At 66.4% G+C, this 16222-nt stretch carries 14 protein-coding genes; 5 read left to right on the top strand and 9 right to left on the bottom strand.

What is annotated here, in order from left to right; translation table 11 throughout:
* Positions 1–2 precede the first annotated feature (2 nt).
* Entirely contained in the window at positions 3–2309 is a 2307-nt protein-coding gene (locus V8Z78_RS05250) for a TonB-dependent receptor (RefSeq protein ID WP_349731027.1), read from the top strand.
* Here V8Z78_RS05250 and V8Z78_RS05255 read toward each other — a convergent pair.
* On the bottom strand, positions 2306–3499 hold the full coding sequence (locus tag V8Z78_RS05255; RefSeq protein ID WP_046461026.1) for an MFS transporter: 1194 nt from the start codon (positions 3497–3499) through the stop codon (positions 2306–2308). The two genes, V8Z78_RS05250 and V8Z78_RS05255, sit on opposite strands and share 4 nt — an antisense overlap.
* A gap of 274 nt (positions 3500–3773) precedes the next feature.
* Between V8Z78_RS05255 and V8Z78_RS05260 the strand changes: the two genes are divergently transcribed.
* On the top strand, positions 3774–4274 hold the full coding sequence (locus V8Z78_RS05260) for a CreA family protein (RefSeq protein WP_229228052.1): 501 nt from the start codon (positions 3774–3776) through the stop codon (positions 4272–4274).
* A 69-nt stretch (positions 4275–4343) separates the two neighbouring features.
* On the opposite strand, the gene V8Z78_RS05265 is transcribed toward V8Z78_RS05260, so the two are convergent.
* Positions 4344–4565 (bottom strand): hypothetical protein, encoded by a 222-nt coding sequence (locus tag V8Z78_RS05265; protein ID WP_003058848.1) that lies wholly within the window; start codon positions 4563–4565, stop codon positions 4344–4346.
* A 139-nt stretch (positions 4566–4704) separates the two neighbouring features.
* Positions 4705–5634 carry a LysR family transcriptional regulator gene (locus V8Z78_RS05270; protein ID WP_314351737.1) on the bottom strand — a complete coding sequence of 310 codons (930 nt, stop codon included), beginning with the start codon at positions 5632–5634 and terminating at the stop codon, positions 4705–4707.
* Between the two features lie 265 nt (positions 5635–5899).
* On the opposite strand from V8Z78_RS05270, the gene V8Z78_RS05275 reads away from it, so the two are divergent.
* The 3 genes from V8Z78_RS05275 (at position 5900) to V8Z78_RS05285 (ending at position 9671) form a co-directional block, all read left to right on the top strand.
* Entirely contained in the window at positions 5900–6988 is a 1089-nt protein-coding gene (locus V8Z78_RS05275) for a YeiH family protein (RefSeq protein ID WP_314351738.1), read from the top strand.
* Between the two features lie 182 nt (positions 6989–7170).
* The gene (locus V8Z78_RS05280; protein ID WP_349731028.1) at positions 7171–7680 is read left to right on the top strand and encodes a MarR family winged helix-turn-helix transcriptional regulator; all 510 of its coding nucleotides are present in this window, start codon (positions 7171–7173) and stop codon (positions 7678–7680) included.
* On the top strand, positions 7677–9671 hold the full coding sequence (locus V8Z78_RS05285) for an FUSC family protein (protein WP_314351740.1): 1995 nt from the start codon (positions 7677–7679) through the stop codon (positions 9669–9671). Before V8Z78_RS05280 ends, V8Z78_RS05285 begins: the two co-directional genes overlap by 4 nt.
* A gap of 5 nt (positions 9672–9676) precedes the next feature.
* Here V8Z78_RS05285 and V8Z78_RS05290 read toward each other — a convergent pair whose 3' ends face one another.
* The 6 genes from V8Z78_RS05290 to V8Z78_RS05315 all read right to left on the bottom strand — a co-directional run bounded on the left by V8Z78_RS05290 (position 9677) and on the right by V8Z78_RS05315 (position 16105).
* Positions 9677–10432 carry an ABC transporter ATP-binding protein gene (locus V8Z78_RS05290; RefSeq protein WP_314351742.1) on the bottom strand — a complete coding sequence of 252 codons (756 nt, stop codon included), beginning with the start codon at positions 10430–10432 and terminating at the stop codon, positions 9677–9679.
* Positions 10432–11490, bottom strand: a complete 1059-nt coding sequence (locus V8Z78_RS05295; RefSeq protein ID WP_280031410.1) for a FecCD family ABC transporter permease — start codon at positions 11488–11490, stop codon at positions 10432–10434. The genes V8Z78_RS05290 and V8Z78_RS05295 overlap by 1 nt, the downstream gene beginning before the upstream one ends.
* A gap of 65 nt (positions 11491–11555) precedes the next feature.
* A complete protein-coding gene (locus V8Z78_RS05300; RefSeq protein ID WP_349731029.1) occupies positions 11556–12593 on the bottom strand; it encodes an iron ABC transporter substrate-binding protein in 1038 nt (345 codons plus the stop codon).
* Entirely contained in the window at positions 12587–13135 is a 549-nt protein-coding gene (locus V8Z78_RS05305) for a DUF2478 domain-containing protein (protein WP_046461021.1), read from the bottom strand. The genes V8Z78_RS05300 and V8Z78_RS05305 overlap by 7 nt, the downstream gene beginning before the upstream one ends.
* A gap of 13 nt (positions 13136–13148) precedes the next feature.
* A complete protein-coding gene (locus V8Z78_RS05310; protein ID WP_349731030.1) occupies positions 13149–14045 on the bottom strand; it encodes a substrate-binding domain-containing protein in 897 nt (298 codons plus the stop codon).
* Positions 14046–14050: 5 nt separating this feature from the next.
* The gene (locus V8Z78_RS05315; protein WP_502878834.1) at positions 14051–16105 is read right to left on the bottom strand and encodes a TonB-dependent receptor plug domain-containing protein; all 2055 of its coding nucleotides are present in this window, start codon (positions 16103–16105) and stop codon (positions 14051–14053) included.
* Positions 16106–16222: the final 117 nt, after the last annotated feature.

Raw genomic sequence — 16222 nt, forward strand, 5'->3', positions numbered from 1 at the left:
TCATGAAACAGATTTTTCTGCCGCTGGTGGTCAGTGGTATCGCATGGCCGTGCCTGGCCCAGACCTCGACCGATTCCGCCGACCTGCCTGAGCGCTCCAAGACCCTGGGCGTGGTCACCGTCAACGGCGGCCAGCCCAGCTCGCTGCCCACGCAGATTCCGACCACCATCGAAGGCATCACGCGCGAGGAGATAGAGACCCGCATCAATGCCACCGACAGCGAGGACGCGCTCAAATATCTGCCCAGCCTGCTGGTGCGCAAGCGCTATATCGGCGACTACAACCACGCCATCCTCTCCACGCGGGCCTCGGGCACGGGCAATAGCGCGCGCTCGGCCGTCTATGCCGACGGCATTCTGCTGTCCAACTATCTGGGCAATGGCATTGCCAACGGCAGCAACTATGCGCCGCGCTGGGGCCTGGTGACGCCCGAGGAGATCGAACGCGTCGATGTCATGTACGGCCCGTTCTCGGCCGCCTACCCCGGCAATTCCGCCGGCGCCGTGGTGGACTATGTGACGCGCATGCCCGACAAGCTCGAAGCCCATGTGGCCGCCGGCTATGCCCACCAGAGTGCCGACGTGCTGGGCAGCAGCGGCCATTACCGCAGCTGGAATACCAGCGCCTCCATCGGCAGCAGAAGCGGCGACTGGTCGTACTGGATCAATCTGAGCCGCAGCGACAGCCAGGGCCAGCCCATGACCTTCCCCACCGTGCTGCAGTCCGCCGGCGTGGCGGGCGGTGCCGGCACGCCCGTGACCGGGGCGATTGCCGGGCTCAACACCACCAACCAGCCCTGGTACATCCTGGGCGCGGGCACGCAGTACCGCACCCGGCAGGATCACGCCAAGATCAAGCTGGCCTATGACATCACGCCCACGCTGCGCGCCAGCTACACGCTGGGCTGGTGGCAAAACAGCGCCAGAGGCAGCTCCGAGACCTATCTGCGCGGGCCCGACGGCCAGCCGGTCTATAGCGGCAACATCAATATCGACGGCAAGACCTACAAGCTGGCCGACACCGCCTTCGGCCTGAGCCAGGACCAGCAGACACACACCATGCATGGCGTCTCGCTCAAAAGCCATACCCAGGGCGAGTTCGACTGGGAGCTCAGCGCCAGCCTCTATGACTACGGCAAGGATCAGCAGCGTGTTCCCACCGTGGCCCAGCCGGCTGCCAGTCTGGGCGGCAAGGGCACGCTGCAGGATCAGGACGGCACGGGCTGGAACACGCTGGCCGCCAAGGGCACATGGCGGCCGCAGGGAATGAAAGGCGCACATATCGTGGACTTCGGCCTGGGCCGCGATGCCTACAAGCTCAACATCAGCAAATACAACGTGCTGGGCGACTGGCAGTCCGGCCCGGCCAACGAGCAGGCTGTCGTCAGCCAGGTCGGCGGCAGAGCCGAGACCCACTATGCCTGGGCACAGGACAGCTGGCAGCTGGCCAGGGACTGGAAGGCCGTGCTGGGTCTGCGCTGGGAGGACTGGACGGCCAGCCAGGGCCGCACCGCCACGGCCAGCAGCCAGTTGAGTTACGCCCAGCGCAGCGAATCGCATTTCTCGCCCAAGGCCGCGCTGGCCTACCAGCTGGCCCGCAACACCACGCTCAAGGCCTCGCTGGGCCGTGCCGTGCGCTTTCCCACCGTGGGCGAGCTGTATGGCGCGACTTCGGGCGGCGCGCTGTCCTTCATCAATGACCCGAATCTGAAACCCGAAAAATCCTGGACGGGCGAGCTGACGGCCGAGCAAGACCTGGGTAACGGCCTGCTGCGCGCAACCTGGTTCCACGAGCGCACGCGCGATGCGCTCTACAGCCAGCTGATTCCCGGCACCACCATCTCTGCGGTGCAGAACGTGGATCAGGTTCGTACCTCGGGGCTGGAGCTGGCTTACTCGGCGCAGTCGGTGTGGATTCGGGGGCTGGACCTGGGCGGCAGCCTGACCTGGGCCAATTCGCGCATCACGGCCAATGCCGCCAATCCGGCCAGCGTCGGCAAATGGCAGCCGCGCGTGCCACGCTGGCGCGCCACGGCCTGGGCCACCTACAAGCCCGATGAACGCTGGGCCCTGACGGTGGCCGCGCGCTACAGCGGACGCCAGTACTCGAATCTCGACAACAGCGATGTACATGCCGACACCTATATGGGTGCCAGCCAGTATTTCAGCGTCGATCTGCGGGCCCGCTATCAGATCGACAGGCAGCTATCGGCAGCCTTCGGCATAGACAACGCCAACAATGCCAGGTACTGGAACTTCCATCCCTATCCGCAGAGAAGCTTTAGCGCCTCCCTGCGCTGGGATCTTTAAGCGGCCATAAGCCCGTGGGTCTTGCGCATTCTGAAAGTGCCCAGGCAGGCCAGCAGCGCCAGGGCCAGGCCCAGGGCGCAGGCACCCTGCCAGCCATTGATGCGCCAGGCGAGAGTCCCCAGCGCCGAGCCCGCCGCCGCGCCCGTGAAATAGCCCGTCATGTAGACGGCATTCATGCGGCCGCGCGCCGCGGGCAGGAGCTGGGCCACCGTGGCCTGGTTGGTGATGTTCAGGCATTGCAGGCCCAGATCGATCACCACCATGCCCAGCACGAACCAGCCCAGATGCGCTCCGCCCACCCATAGCAACGGCCAGGACAGCAGCAGGGCCAGCGCCCCGATGGCGCAGCTCACGCGGCCCAGGCCCTTGTCCACCAGACGCCCGGCCTGCGTGGCCACCAAGGCACCGGCCGCGCCAGCCAGACCGATCAAGCCTATCTGCCCGTCATCCAGGCCCAGGGGACCGCTGGAGAGCTGCAGCGCCATGGTCGAGAACAGCACGCTGACCGAGGCGAACGCAAGCGCGCTGACCAGGGTACGCTGGCGCAGACCCGGCTGACTGCGCAGCAGATGCCACATGCTTCTCAGCACCTGTGGATAACTGACAGGACTGGGGTTGCGCGATGCCGGCAGCGCCTTCCACAGCCACAGCGCGACCACGGCCATCACCAGCGCAGCGCCCTGGTAGACGGCCTGCCAGCCCCAGGCCTCCGAGACCATGCCGGCCACGCTGCGCGCCAGCAAGATGCCCAGCAGCAGACCGCTCATGACCCAACCCACGGCCCGCCCGCTTTGCCCCGGCTGGGCCAGGGCCGCCGCCATGGGCACCAGCACCTGGGCTGCAACCGAGAACAGACCGGCCATCAGCGTGCCCAGCAGAAACAGATCGAACTGGTCCGCCAGGCCGCATAGCGCCTGCCCCAGGGCAGCCAGCAACATCAGGCTCACGGCCAGGCCGCGGCGCTGCAGCTTGTCGCCCAGCGGGGCCAGCAGCAAAAGACCTGCCGCATAGGCCACCTGGGCCAGCGTCACGCTGGTCGCGGCCGCCGACTCGCTGACCGAGAAATGACCGGCAATCGAGTGCAGCAGCGGCTGGTTGAAATAATTGCCGCCCGCGCACAGGCCGCAGGCCAGTGCCATCAGCAACAGGGAGGAAGCGCTCAGACCGGGCGCGGAAACGTTAACCGACATAGATAACAGCCACATCCGGTGGATGCGGCGCTTGCATGGAGCCACCGCCCTGGGGGCCGTCGCAGATCAAAGAGGGAGTTAGCAAGTCCGGCATGCGCTGTGTCATGCCTGTGGCAGCGTCTCAGCTGCCGGTGCCCGCCAGCAGGCAGGGACAAACCGTGATGCAATACAGAAAGCTCTGCAGCAGCCGGTATTGTCCTAAGGCCGGCTGCCAATCCCTTGCCCGGGACACAATGCCCTGTCAAAAGACAAGGGTTAACCCTTAATTCACCGTATGCGCACCACCATGAAATTGCTCTCCGCCGCTCTGGCCATTGCGACCGCCACCGTAGGAACCATGGCCTTTGTCGGCATGAGCCATGCCGAGCAGATCGGCGCCGTGGATACCGTCTTCAAGTGGATTGGTCCGGATCACAAGATCGTGGTCGATGCCTATGACGACCCCAAGGTGCCGGGCGTGACCTGCTATGTCTCGCGCGCCAAGACCGGCGGCATCAAGGGCGGCCTGGGCCTGGCCGAGGATCGCTCGGAAGCGTCTATCTCCTGCCAGGCCACGGGCAATATCCAGTTCCCCGCGCCGCTCAGGCAGCAGGAAGAAGTGTTTACCGAGCGCACCTCGCTGCTGTTCAAGCGCCTTCGTGTGGTGCGCATGGTGGATGCCAAGCGCAACGCCCTGATCTATATGACCTACTCGGACCGGGTGATCGAGGGCTCTCCGCAGAACAGCGTCACCGCCGTGGCCGTGCCCCAGGGCACGGCTATCCCGTTGAAATAGAAATCAGAGCAGGCTGCGCTTGTGCAGCCTGCGTTTGAGGTAGTTTTGACTGAGACCCAGCCCGGCGACTTACTGACTGAAAGTCAGGCCGCCCGCGTCCAGCGCCGGCGGGCGCAGCAAATCCTCGTTCACGCCCATGGCCTGGCTGGCGCGCTCCACGGCCTGCCAGAGTCCGGCAGGCATCTGCAAAATGGCCTCGGGGGACTGCGCATCGTCGATCCAGTGGCTGATCTGCAGATGCTGTTCATGGGTGAGCAGGTCCAGGTGCAGCATTTCATCGATGGTTTTCATGGTGTTCCTCCCTGCTTGTGAAAGCCGGCGCTGCGCAACCCGCGCCCGACTTGTCTATCCAATATAGGGGCAAAAACCGGCGCCGCAAGCAAAATCATTGTCAAGAAAACCATAGCTGCCTGCGACTGTCATTCAAGCGCTACAGCGTGTTTGGCGCTTGGGCTGTGGACGGCTCGCCGGCCTTGCAGGCATCGACAAAGGCCTGCAGCGCGGGCGAGCGGCGCTTTCCGGCGCGCTGCACCAGAGAGAAGTTGCGCCACATGCGCGGCAAGGTGGTGGGCAGAATCTCCAGCGCACGAGCCTGCAGCTGTGACTGCACCAGCACGCGCGACAGACAGCTGATGCCCAGCCCCTGCTCGACACAACGTGCAATGGCCTCGGAGCTGCCCAGCGTGGCAGCCGCAGGCAACTGGTGCAGATGCGGCAGCAGCGCATGCTCGACCATCTCGCGCGTGCCAGAACCCGCCTCGCGCAGCAACCATGCCGCCTTGCGCAGCGCTGCCACGCCCAGCGGCTTGCTGCGCGCCTGCTCGGCCAGCGGGTCCTGTGGCGATGCCACGATGACCAGTTCGTCGCGCAGCCAGGGCTCGACCTCCAGCCCCTGCCAGTGGCTGCTGCCCTCGATCAGGCCCATGTCGACCTCCATGGCCAGCACGGCTTCTCCCACTTCCTGGGTGTTGGCAATCTGCAGGTCCACGCGCACCAGCGGATGCGAGCGTGCCAGCCGCGCCAACACCTCGGGCAGCGCATAGGTGCCGATGGTGGTGCTGGCCGCCACGCGCAGGCGCACCGGCATATTGGCCGCACGCGCGGAAAACGTCTGCTCTATGCCTCTTGCCTGCTCCAGCACGCTCAGGGCCTGGGGCAGCAGCGCGCGACCCGCATCGTTGAGTACCAGGCGCTTGCCCACGCGCTCGAACAGCTGCACGCCCAGGCCTTGCTCCAGCTGCTGCAGCGCGGCACTGGTGGCGGACTGCGAAAGCGCTACGGCCTCTGCGGCAGCCACCGTGGTCCCGCTTTGAGCCACGGCACAAAAGATCTCGAATTGACGCAAGGTGAGATGCAGCATGAGGATGATTCGTAGATTCGTATCGATGACAACAGGCTCGCCAGCAGCCCCTGCCTACCCGCAGAAAACGGGCAGCCCGGCCTCGCCAGCACCGGCTCATCCAGTCAATGATTGAGTCAAATTGCAGGCGCCAGAAAGCCCAATCTACCTGCTTTATAGGTTGATCTTACAAAAACTATTAGTTATACAAATATAACAAAGAAATCTAAAGTGACCTCCATGCCGGCAATCAGACCTGTTGTCTTGCCTGCTGCGAAAGGTCACGATGAACACTACAACACTGAAAAACTCCGCACCCTCGCAAGGCTGGATGCACAAAACCGGCGGAATGGTTCCCGGCCTGCTGCTGGCAGGCGCCATCGCTGCCGTGGCCACCTGGGCCGCGCAGTTTCCGGCCATCAAGAACAACGGCCTGAGCGCGCTGACGCTGGCCATCATCATCGGTCTGCTGATCGGCAACACCATCTATCCTGCCATCGCCAGCCAGTGTGCCAGCGGCATCGCCTTCACCAAGGCCCGTCTGCTGCGCACCGGCATCGTGCTCTATGGTCTGCGCCTGACCTTCCAGGACATCGGCCAGGTCGGCATGGCCGGCGTGGTGATCGATGCGCTGGTGCTGTCCAGCACCTTTTTGCTGGCACAGTGGATAGGCCAGAAGCTGCTGGGCATGGACAAGCGCACCACCATGCTGGTGGGGGCAGGCGCCTCCATCTGCGGCGCTGCCGCCGTGCTGGCCACCGAACCCGTGGTCAAGGGCCGTGCCGAGGACGTGGCCGTGGCCGTGGCCACCGTGGTGGTGTTCGGCACCATAGGCACTTTCCTCTACCCGGCGCTGTTCCACTGGAATGCCGAGTACGGCTGGATAGACACCAGCATGCAGCAGTACGGCGTTTTCGTCGGCTCCACTGTGCATGAGGTGGCCCAGGTCGTGGCCGCCGGCGAAGCCATAGGCAGCCAGGCCGCCGATACGGCCGTGATCGCCAAGATGGTGCGCGTGATGATGCTGGCTCCCTTCCTGCTGGTGCTGTCCATGTGGCTGACACGCAGCGAACGGGCCCTGGGCGTGAACGACGGCCAGCCCGGCAACCGGATCACCATCCCCTGGTTTGCCGTGGGCTTCGTGGCCATGGCCGGCGTCAACTCCCTGGGCGTGCTTCCCAAGGAAGCGGTCAGCGTCGGCATTCAACTCGACAACGCGCTGCTGGCATTGGCCATGGCCGCTCTGGGCCTGACCACCCATATCCGCGCCGTGCGTGCTGCCGGCACCCGGCCGCTGATTCTGGCCCTGGCTCTGTTCGCCTGGCTGCTGGTCGCCGGCCTGGTACTGAACCTCTGGATTCCCACACTGTTTTGATAGCGGCTTGTGCCTGACCGGATTAGAACTAGAACATCTACAGGTCTGAAACCCTTTGAAAGAGAGCGCTCGTCGCTCTCTTTTTTTTATGCTGCACGATATCAAGGGAATACCCTATATATCAATGCAGACTCAATTAGTTTGAATTGCAAATTAATTGCAAAAGCATCAAAATTTCATCCATGTCTTTTGCCGATGCTCCCTCCCGCGACCGCCTGGGCTTTCTCATGGTCACCCTGACCCGCCAATGGCGGCGTTTTGTCGAAGAACAGCTGGCCGCCAGCGGCCTGACCGACGCCACCTGGACGCCGCTGCTGCACCTGCGCGCCTGGGGCGACGGCGTGACGCAAAAGGAACTGGCCGAGCGCGTGGGCCTGGACGGCTCCAGCCTGGTGCGCCTGCTGGACATTCTCGAAGGCAAGGGCTGGGTGGAGCGCCGCGCCGATGCGGCCGACCGCCGCAGCAAGCGCATCTTTCTCACAGCCGAAGGCAATAGCGCCGTGGACAGCATCCGCGCCACCATGCTGGAGGCCGAGCTCAGTCTGCTGCAAGACCTGCAGGACTCCGAGGTCGAGGCCATGCTGGATGGCGTCAACAAGATTCGCGCCCGTATCGAGCAGATGCACGAGCAGCACTCGGCCCAGGCCCAGGCCCAGGCCCAGGCCCAACCCGGCACCGAGGAGCGCGCATGAGCGTGGCTGCCTACGACCGCATGCTGGAGAGCGCCACGCGATGGGGCTTTGACAGCGCCCGCCTGCGCCAGCATCTGCGCACGGCTTTTGCAGCCTGTATTGCCGTGTTCGCCGCCTGGGCCCTGGGGCTGGAACATCCGCAATGGGCGGGCATGACAGTCTGGGCCGCTTCCCAGCCGCTGCGCGGTCAATTGTTGGAGAAAAGCTTTTTCCGTACCACGGGCACGCTGGTCGGCACGGCCGCCGGCGTGGTGCTGGTGCTGGTGGCCAATGGCGATCTGCTCTGGCTGGTCACGGGGCTGGCGGTGTGGATAGGCATATGCGCGGGCCTGGGCAATCTGCAGCGCAGCTTTGCCTCCTACGGCACCATGCTGGCCGGCTATTCGGCCTCCATGGTGGCCCTGCTGGACAACGGCAACCCCGCCCATGTCTACGCACTGGGCTGGGATCGTTTGTTCACCGCACTGACCGGCGTGGCTGCCGCCCTCGTCGTGGGCTGGCTGTTCACGCCCGTGGGAGCTGAAGTCCCCGGCGACGGCAGGGTACGACGACTCTGCGCGCGTCTGCTGCGCGATATCGCCGATGCGGCACAGGCCACGGCTAGCGGGCATAGCGCCCTCAGCCCCAGGGACCTGGCCGAGCGACTGGCCGTGATGGCTGCCATCGAAGAAGGGCTTGACCCGCATGCAGCGGGCTCGCAGCGTTCACGCCGCGCCGTGCGGGCGCTGCGTCGCCTGATCAATACCCAGATCTCGGCCCTGCTCTGGCTGCGCGACAGCACGGGCAAGACCATCACTCCCGAGTTCTCGCCCGACCACGCCCAGGCCATGACGGCCGCACTGGAGCAGGCTGCCATGCTGCTCGAAACCCAGCCCGCACCGCTGGCCGCCATCGACGCCATTGCCACGGCCCGCAACGCCGCCGCAGGCTGGGGTCATGCCGAGGAAATCCTGGGCAATATCGGCCTGGCCCTGCAGGCCCACTTTGTGGCTGCCAGCGACCTGACTCTGCCGGCCCACCATCGCGCACGCCAGTTGCCCGTGGTCCTGCACAGCGACTGGGTGGGCGCACGCCGGGCCATGCTGCGGGCCTTCAGCTCCATTTTTCTGGTCGGCCTGATCTGGGTCGTCACGGGCTGGCATGGCGGCGCCTATATGCTGCTGGGCCTGTCGGTGATGATCACCGTGTTCTCCTCGTTCGAGAACCCGGCCTTCACCATGCGCTTTGTGATTCTGGGCCAGGCCATGGGCGCGGGCGTAGCGCTGGCCTGCCAGTGGTTTGCCTGGCCGTTTGCCAACAGCCAGTTGCAGATGGTGCTGATGATGCTGCCCTTCATCTTCCTTGGCGCCCTGCTGCTCAGCCACCGCCGCACCACGCTGTACGGCTTTGACTGCAATATGGTGATCCTGCTGGCGCTGTCGCCGCATTTCCCCTATCAGCTCGATGTGGGCCACTCGCTGTCCATGGCTTTTGCCATCGTCACCGGCCCTCTGGCCGGCTGGGCCGCCTATCGCTTCATCCTGCCCGTCACCGCGCAAGGCAGGCTCAACGGCCTGCGCGCCATGATGGTTCATGAGCTGCAGGACATGGCCTGTGCCCCGGTGCACGCCCGCGACGTGCGCGTCTGGCGCGCCCGCCTCTACCACCGCCTGCTGCGCCTGGTGCGCGCCTCCGAAAAAGTCAGCGCCCCTGCCGTGCAGGATGCTGCCGACTGCGGTCTGGCCGCGCTGCGTGTGGGCAAGGCCGTGCTGATCCTGCACCAGCTGCAAGCGGATGTACTCCTGTCCGAAAGCAGCTTGCGCGGTGTGCGCAGCGCGCTGCAGAGACTGCAGCAACTGCCCAGCGCTCCCGCCAGGGCCGTGCCGCTGCTGCAAGCCCTGGCCCGGCGCATACAGCAGCGCCTGCCCGAGCAGGCGCTGCAACTGCGGCTGGCCGCCCAGGACATCCGCGAGCATCCGGCCTTCTTTGCCTCCAGCGCCGCGTTGCGCTGAGCGCTTCAGCGGCCGCCCGATAGATGGGCGGCAATCGCCGCTTCGCTGACACCATAGAGTTCAGCCAGCGCTGCGGGCGTGGCCAAGGCGCGCGGCTCGCCCACGCCCAGCAGCCGACCATGGCCCAGCAAAGCGATCCGGCTGGCCACGCGCAAGCCGTGCTCTGGCTGGTGGGTGGACAACAGCATGGCCATGCCCTGTGCGCTCAGCGCCTCGATCTGCTCCAGCACGCGGATCTGGTTGCCGAAGTCCAGGCTGGCCGTGGGCTCGTCCATGACCAGCAGCGCCGGCTCCTGCGCCAGCGCGCGTGCAATCAGCACCAGTTGCCGCTCGCCGCCACTGAGCTCGGTGTAGCGGCGCGCGGCCAGATGGGAGATCTGCAGCCGCTCCATGCAGGCCAGTGCCATGGCCCGGTCCGCTCCGGACGGCCTGGCCAGCAGGGGCAGGCGCGCGGCGCGTCCCATGAGCACCATGTCCAGCGCCTCGAAGGCAAATACCCCGGCCTGGGCCTGGGGCACATAGCCGACGCGGCGCGCGAACTCCGCGCGCGGCCAGTGCTGTACCGGCTGGCCCTCCACCAGCACCCGGCCCGCCAGCGGCGGCAGCAGGCCCAGCACCGTGCGAAACAGCGTGGTCTTGCCGCAGCCGTTGGGGCCGAGCAGACACAGCACCTCGCCCGTAGCAATCGACAGATCCACGGATTCGCTGACCACGCTGCGGCCATGGCCGGTGCTCAGACCCTGCAAGTCCAGCACCGTCATCAGGTATCTCCTTCGCGGCGGCCCGTGCGGGCCAGCAGATAGAGAAAAAACGGTGCACCGACCAGGGCCGTCAGAATGCCCAGCGGCAGCTCGATGCGCGCCATGCTGCGGGCCAGCGTATCGGCCGCCACGACAAAGCCCGCGCCCAGCAGGGCCGAGGCCGGCAGCAGGCGCACGAAATCGGGGCCGACCAGCAGGCGTGCCACATGCGGCACCACCAGCCCGACCCAACCGATGATGCCGGCCAGCGACACGGCCGCCGCCGTCCCCAGCGTGGCGCAAACCACCAGCACCAGGCGCAGCCGCCCGACCGGCACGCCCAGAGCCCGTGCCTCCTCATCGGGCAGGGCCAGCAGATTGATACGCCAGCGCAGCAGCAGCAAAGGCAGCAGGGCCGCCAGCATCACGGGCGCCGTGGCGGCCACTTCCTGCAGCGTCACGGCCGACAGGCCGCCCATGAGCCAGAAGGTGATGGACGGCAGCTGGGTGTTCGGGTCGGCCAGGGTCTTGATCAGGGCAATGCCGGCACCCAGCAGGGCTCCCAGTGCAATACCGGCCAGTACCAACACCAGCACCGGATCGTGCCTGCGTACGCAGGCGCTGATAGCCACTACGACGGCCACTGCGACCAGTCCGCCGCCAAAGGCCAGCCACTGCACGGCAAACATCGACAGGCCCAGATAGATGGCGACGACGGCCCCCAGGCCGGCACCGGCCGAAACGCCCAGGATGTCAGGCGAGACCAGCGGGTTGCGAAACATGCCCTGGTAGGCCGCACCGGCTGCAGCCAGCATCGCACCGACCGCCACGCCGGCTGCGATGCGCGGCAGCCTGATGTTCCAGAGCACGGTTTCGGCCGCTGGCGGCAGCGGCGAAGCCGCCCCCGTGGCCCGCGCCCACAATGCTTCGACCAGTTGTGCCGGCTCGAGCGCAAACTGGCCCGAGCCCAACGCCCACAGCAGCACCAGAGCCAGCAAGAGCAGGGCCAAAAGCCAGCCCCAGGCTGTGCTGCTGCAAACATGGCCGCGTTGATGGCTGCGGCTTGCAATGCTCCTCAAAATAGAGCTGCTACCAATTACCCTGTCTGAGCTAGAGCCAAATAACTTCATAAAACCAAAGACACTCAGCGCGCGGCTTCCAGCAGCGCTTGCAACTGCGCCGACGACAGCTGGACGCCATAGAACAGCGCATAGAACTCGCGCACCGCCTGCTCCAGGGGCTTGGCGCCCTGCCGCGCGAGCCGGCCCGGATGCAGTTTCTCGAGCAGCCAGCGCACGCCGATCAGCCGGTTCACACTGGGCGGGCCGTCCAGCCAGCCAAAAGGCAGCACGGGCGCACAGTGCACTCTGCCGCTGCGCACGGCGCTGATGCCGCGCCACAAGGGGTCCTGGCGCACGCGCTCGGCAAAGCCTGCCTCCTGGGTCAGTATGACTTCGGGGTCCCAGGCCAGGATCTGCTCCATGGAGACGCGCGTGAGTCCGCCCCTGCCTGCCTGGGCCGCCACATTGCGGCCGCCCGCATACTCGATCACCTCGACATTGATGGAATCGGCCAGCCCGGTTTCCAGGCCGTTGGCGCCCCGCCCCAGATAGACGCGCGGCCGGGCCTGCTCCCCCAGCCCTGCGGTCACGGCGCGCACCAGTCTGGCCACTTCGTCGGCATGTCGGGCCAGGGTCTCGCCACGCCCGGCTGCACCCAGCAAAGCTCCCACCTCGCGCAGCTGGCGCGCATGGTCGCCCAGGCTGCCCTGCACCAGCACGCAGGCCAGGCCCGTCTGGCGGGCCAGACGTTCGGTGGCAGAGACATGGGTGGCGTCGGAGGTCCCGGAGTCCAGCACCAGATCGGGTTGCAGCGCCAGCAGCTTTTCAAGCGACAGCGTGCTGCCGCGCCCTGACAGGCGCCCCAGATAGGGTAAGGCCTGCAGCGGCGATCCCAGATGGGCGCGCGCCGCATCGCCAAGCTCCATGGGCCAGCCCAGCAGTTGCTGCGGCGCCAGCGCGGCCAGCAGCACGCCGGCCGGCGGACCTGAAGCGAAAACGCGACCCGGCCGTGCCGGCAGCGAGCCAAAGCGGGCTGCGATGACCGAGCCGCCATCCTGGGCCCAGGCCCCGGGGGCCAGCGTCGCAGCACCGGCCTGCAGCCATTGGCGCCGCGTCAGCATGACCGGTCTCCCTGGTCTTCGCGCTGCAGCTGCTGACGGCACCAGTGCAGCAGTGCCTGTTCGTCAACCGGCAGGCGCACGAAGGCGCCACCGGTAAAGCTCTGCCAGCCAGCCTCGTGGCGGGCCGCCACGGCCGTGACCACGGGAATGCCGGCCTCGACAAAAGCGGCGATCTCCTGGACAAAACCGCCGCCAGCGGCTTCGAGCTGGCCGAAGCAGTTGACGACGGCCAGCTCCACACCATCGGCCAGTGCCTGGCGCAGCACCACGCTGGCCCGGGCCAGGGCCTGCGGATTGAGGCTGCAGGCCTGCGAGGCAGCGCCCAGGTCCTCGGTCATCTCGAACTGCTGGCCGCTGCGCAGATCCAAGAGACGCATGCACTTGTTGCCATTGGCATAGCGGCTCTGGCGATGCACCAGCCCGCCCACCTGCCGGCCCGACTGTTGCAGCCGCCGCGCCACGCCTTCGAGCAAGTCCTCGATATCGTGCCGCTCATCGGGGTAAATCAATGCCGCCAGCGGCGGCGTCATAGCGGTGCTCATGCTGCTCCTTCGCTCAAGTCTGTCCATCGGCACCGGCGCTCATGCCGGCGGGCACGCTGTCGCGCCCAAACACCCAAGGGCCGCCCGTGCCGCTGGCGGCTTCGAGTACATGCTGGCCGGCCGCCGACAACAGGTACTCGGCCAGCAGGCCCGCCGCCCGGCGCTGCTCCGGCGTGGCTGGATGGCGCGGGCCGGGCGTGAGCAGCACATAGGGTCTGCGCATCAGCGGATCGCCATGCAGCAGCAGCTCTATGCCGGGAGCGCCCATCTTGCCGAAAGCCAGGGGAATATGGCCGACCACGGCATAGGCCTGCTCGCGCGCCGCCAGCTCCAGCACGGCCTGTGGTCGCGGGCCGGTGTCGGCGCGCAGCCAGCGCGCATCGGGTCGTATGCCGCCGCGCCGCCACAGACGCTGCACCACGGTATAGCTGCCGGGGTCGCGCAGCGCGATGAAGGGCGAGCCGGTCTCGGCAATGCGCCGCAGCGCCTGCGTGCCGTCAGCGACCGAACGCACGCCTGCGGGGTCATGAGCGGGTCCGGCAATCACATGCTGGTTCCAACCCCAGATGCGCGCGGCGGAAGCCATGCCGCTGGCCTCCAGTGCCATGGCTTCGTCGCTGGCGTGGATCAGCAGCATCTGCGCCTCGCCGCGCGCGAAGGCGGGCACCACGCCCTCCTTCGGCGCGGCCGCTACGGTGGTGACCGGCATGGCCAGGGCCTGGCTGGCCTGCTCGGCCACGCGCGGCCACACGCCGCACAGCACGAGTCCGCCCACGGCCGCCACCTGTATGCCGGTGCCCGAAGCGGGTTGTGCCCTCACCGCCAGGGCCGGGCCACCGGCCATGCCCAGGGCAGCCAGACTGCGCAGCCAGTCACGCCTTGCCAGCGATGTCCGAAGCAGGTTTTGCATGACCGTCAGAACCGGTAGCCCAGGTTCACATACCAGCTGCGCCCCGGCATGGGCAGGCCGTCGGCCAGCTGATACCACTTGTCGCCCAGATTGGCCACGCCGAAGTCCAGCGTGGTGTCCGGACGCGGCAGATAGCGCGCGCGCAGATTGGCCACGCCGTAGCCGGCCATCTGATAGACCTGGGCCTGGCCGCTGGCCGACAGCGGCACCTTGCGGCCCTGTTCTGCCTCCAGCTCGGCGCGCAGCTGCCACTGGGCCTGCGGATTCCATTGCAGGGCCGCTGTCAGGCGCTGGCGCGGCGTGTCCGTCAAGGTGATGCTGCGGTCGCTGAGGTTGGTGCGGCTCAGATAGGTGTAGCCCGCATGCAGAGTCCATTGGGCCGACAGTTGCTGCGCCAGCGACACCTCAAAACCGGCATTGCGCGTGCGTCCCACGTTCTGCGCCTGGTTGCAGGTCTTGCCGCCGCAGGCCGTGGAGTCAACGACCATGGTCTGGATCTGATCGCGCACCCGGCTGTAGAACAGCGCCGCCTGGCCCTTGCCGCCCTGCCAGGGCTTGCCGCTCAGGCCCAACTCCAGATGGTTGGCCACCTCGGGCTTGAGGTCGGGGTTGGCCAGGGCCGTGCCCATGCGCGCCGAATAGCGGTCCTTGATGGTCGCAAAACGGGTCTTGTGCGAGGCAATCAGATAGACCTCGTCGCCCTGAGCCGTGAGCGCATAGCTCAGGCGTGCCAGGCCGTTGGTGGCGCTGGTCGAGCCCGTGGGCCACTGGTAGACCTGCTTGGCGTCGCGCTGGTCATGGCTCAGGCCCAGCGTCAGGCGCCAGCGCTCGGCCAGGGCGATGTGATCCTCGAGCACCAGCGAGGTGGTCACATCGCGGTAGTGCTTCTGCGGGTCCTTGCCCGAGGCCGCGTCGGTGTGCTCGTCCTGCTTGTAGTGGAAGGCCGCATGCAGCTCGTGGCCGGAGAAGGCGTAGTTGACCCACTCCACGCTGGCCCCCTTGCTCACATCCTTGTAGCTGCTGGTCGGATCGTGGGCCGTGTAGCTGGCGTCCTTGTACATGTCGAGACCGTTTTTGTAGGTGTCGTTGTAGAGACGCGTCTTGAGCACATTGCTGCCGTTCAGACGGGTGGTGCTCAGGAAATACAGGCTGTCCTTGTCCCAGTAGGGCCAGCGCCAGTAGCGCACGGCGTTCTTCTGCGTGGACTGGCCGGTGTAGACGGGATTGCCCTTCTCGCCTTCCTGGCGCACATAGCCGATGGCGTATTCGTCCGTGGCATTGGGCGTGAGTCCCAGCTTGAAGGACAGGCGCTTGTCGGTGCGGTCCGCGTTCTCGCGCTTGCTGCCGGTATCAGTGGGCTGCTTCTTGTAATCCCTGAAGCCCCGGGGCAGAGGAAAGCTGTCGGCATCCAGGTAGGAGGCACCCAGCTGGTAGTACCAACTGCCCTGGTTACCTCCCAGGTTGAAGCTCGCCCTGCGCTCGCCGCCGCTGCCCACACCCAGGCGCACATCGCCTTCGAAGGGCTTGACCGGTTTGCGCGTGACCAGATTCACGGCACCGCCCAGCGTATTGGGGCCGTACAGCAGCGAGGCGCCGGCCTTGGCCACATTGATCTCGGCCAGGTCGAAGGTGGTGAAGCGGCCCAGGTCCACATAGCCGTCATAGGGCACGTACAGCGGCACGCCATCCACAAAGATGGGCACCTGGCGCGAGTCGAAGCCGCGCAGGCTGATCATTTCCTCGTTGCGGTTGTTGCGCGACAGGCTCACGCCGGGGAGATTGCGCACGGCATCGGCCACGGTGCTGGCGTTGCTGCGCTCCATCTCGGCACTGCCCACGCGCTGCATATCGCCGGCCCCGAGTTCCTCGGCCTCGCGCCGCGCGCTGACTTCCACCGTCCCCAGCGTGAAAGTCTGGCTGGCGGCTTCGGCTGCGCCCGCAGCTGCCACCTGGGCCCAGGCCGTGCCCATGGGCACGATGGCCAGCGCGCCCCACAACCAGCTGCGGCGAAGAACAAAACTTGGAGGATGGATCTGGGAAACCGTGGAGTGCAATGGCATGGCGCGGGCTGGAATTTGTTGTCGAATGTAAAAAACCGTCGATTCTAGCCACCGCTATTCATTTATGGAATAACGATCGACAAACAGTCCCCATACGCCCCACGGCATACACATCCC

The organism is Comamonas sp. wu1-DMT, assembly GCF_040187805.1.
Taxonomy (GTDB): domain Bacteria; phylum Pseudomonadota; class Gammaproteobacteria; order Burkholderiales; family Burkholderiaceae_C; genus Comamonas; species Comamonas thiooxydans.

Excerpts from the sequence above, each read along its gene's own strand:
- V8Z78_RS05270 (WP_314351737.1), bottom strand. The coding sequence starts at position 5,634 with ATGCTGCATCTCACCTTGCGTCAATTCGAGATCTTTTGTGCCGTGGCT.
- V8Z78_RS05285 (WP_314351740.1), top strand. The coding sequence starts at position 7,677 with ATGAGCGTGGCTGCCTACGACCGCATGCTGGAGAGCGCCACGCGATGG.
- V8Z78_RS05280 (WP_349731028.1), top strand. The coding sequence starts at position 7,171 with ATGTCTTTTGCCGATGCTCCCTCCCGCGACCGCCTGGGCTTTCTCATG.
- V8Z78_RS05310 (WP_349731030.1), bottom strand. The coding sequence starts at position 14,045 with ATGCAAAACCTGCTTCGGACATCGCTGGCAAGGCGTGACTGGCTGCGC.
- V8Z78_RS05265 (WP_003058848.1), bottom strand. The coding sequence starts at position 4,565 with ATGAAAACCATCGATGAAATGCTGCACCTGGACCTGCTCACCCATGAA.
- V8Z78_RS05290 (WP_314351742.1), bottom strand. The coding sequence starts at position 10,432 with ATGACGGTGCTGGACTTGCAGGGTCTGAGCACCGGCCATGGCCGCAGC.
- V8Z78_RS05300 (WP_349731029.1), bottom strand. The coding sequence starts at position 12,593 with ATGCTGACGCGGCGCCAATGGCTGCAGGCCGGTGCTGCGACGCTGGCC.
- V8Z78_RS05305 (WP_046461021.1), bottom strand. The coding sequence starts at position 13,135 with ATGAGCACCGCTATGACGCCGCCGCTGGCGGCATTGATTTACCCCGAT.
- V8Z78_RS05255 (WP_046461026.1), bottom strand. The coding sequence starts at position 3,499 with ATGTCGGTTAACGTTTCCGCGCCCGGTCTGAGCGCTTCCTCCCTGTTG.
- V8Z78_RS05260 (WP_229228052.1), top strand. The coding sequence starts at position 3,774 with ATGCGCACCACCATGAAATTGCTCTCCGCCGCTCTGGCCATTGCGACC.
- V8Z78_RS05315 (WP_502878834.1), bottom strand. The coding sequence starts at position 16,105 with ATGCCATTGCACTCCACGGTTTCCCAGATCCATCCTCCAAGTTTTGTT.
- V8Z78_RS05275 (WP_314351738.1), top strand. The coding sequence starts at position 5,900 with ATGAACACTACAACACTGAAAAACTCCGCACCCTCGCAAGGCTGGATG.
- V8Z78_RS05250 (WP_349731027.1), top strand. The coding sequence starts at position 3 with ATGAAACAGATTTTTCTGCCGCTGGTGGTCAGTGGTATCGCATGGCCG.